Origin of the sequence: Nostoc sp. (assembly GCF_035638895.1) — a bacterium.
GTDB lineage: Bacteria > Cyanobacteriota > Cyanobacteriia > Cyanobacteriales > Nostocaceae > Nostoc.
In genome coordinates, this window is the sequence record NZ_DASQZC010000476.1 from 1 (window position 1) to 1,518 (window position 1,518).

General features: G+C 42.2%; 1 protein-coding gene. It reads left to right on the forward strand.

Annotated elements, in window-relative coordinates:
• The coding region (locus VE944_RS23905; protein WP_324982905.1) for a GAF domain-containing sensor histidine kinase at positions 1–1,289 on the forward strand (1,289 nt) is incomplete at its 5' end.
• Positions 1,290–1,518 lie beyond the last annotated feature (229 nt).

Here is a 1,518-nt window from a genome sequence, read left to right on the forward strand (position 1 = left end):
AGCAAAGACTGGAAAAGCATCATCAGGTGTTGGCAAAACTGGCAAATCACAGAGCGATTTCAGAAGGAAAGCTGGAAACGGCACTCAAAGTTATTACTGAGAAAGCAGCAAATGCTTTAGAAATAGAACGAGTCAGTGTGTGGTTATTCAATGGCGACCGCACTAAACTACAATGTATAAGTCTCTATGAACGTAGCAATCAGAGACATTCAGGAGGTTTAGAACGCAACCTTGCAGATTATCCCATCTACTTTAAATCCTTGACATCTGCACGGATTATTGCCGTCAGCGACACTCGCAACGATTTACGGACACAAGAATTATGCGATGAATTGCTAGAACCAAATAATATTGTATCCCTAATTAATACTTCCATTTGGGTTGGAGGGGAAGTAGTGGGAACAATATTGTATGAGCAGGTTGATATTCCCCGGATATGGGAAATAAGTGAGCAAAACTTTGTTAGCTCAATAGTAGAATTTGTTACCCTGACTTTAGAAGTATGCGATCGCAAACGGGCAGAATCCGCTCTACGTGAGGCTAAGAAAGCTGCCGAAATCGCAAATCGTGCCAAAAGCACCTTTTTAGGAAACATCAGCCATCAACTGAGGACTCCCTTAACCTCCATTCTAGGAATCACAGAAGCACTCCAAAATAAAGTGTACGGCCCCGTAAATGAAGAACAGCGCCAGTCCCTAAATACTCTCGAATCCAACGGTAAGAATTTACTAGAATTGATTAACCAGATCCTTGAGCTTACCGATATCGAATCCAGCAAGATAGAACTGCAACTAGCTGCTACTTCGATTCAAGGATTATGTGACTCTAGCTTGAGTTTTGTTAAACATTTAGCGTTCGAGAAAAATATCTATCTGAGTGGACAAATACCTGAAGAACTCGAACCCATCCAAGTCGATGAAAGCCGCATCCGCCAAGTATTTATCAACCTGTTGACTAACGCTATCAAGTTTACTAAAGAAGGAGGCAAAGTTTGGATTGAAGTCCAGCCAAATTCCACAAATGAATATATCTTTTTCAGTGTGGTAGATACAGGTATTGGTATGCTTTCCGATGACCTTTTCCAATTATTTAAACCTTTTGTACAAGTTGAAAATTCCGCTAACCGTGATGCTAGAGGTACTGGTTTAGGATTAGTAATGGTGCAAAGAATTGTCGAGTTGCATGGTGGTACTGTCCATGCTGAAAGCCAGTTAGGTAAAGGTAGTCGTTTTACAGTCAAACTTCCGTGGAAAAAGGCGGAAGAGTGGGGAGTGGGGAGTGGGGAGTAGGGAGTGGGAAGTTTTTCCTCGTTCCCATACAGAGTATGGGAATGCATTTATTGAGTTCTCTGACTCAATTCATACTCAATTTCCCAACAATTTATTCTGCGATCGCTCCATCCACTCCACTAAGGCTATGATGCAGATTTGTAGGTTGGGTTGAAGGTCGTGAAACGCAACAAAGAGAAAGAAAATGTTGGGTTACGCTGCGGGAAGCCCCTTTGGGTCTACGTTCCTC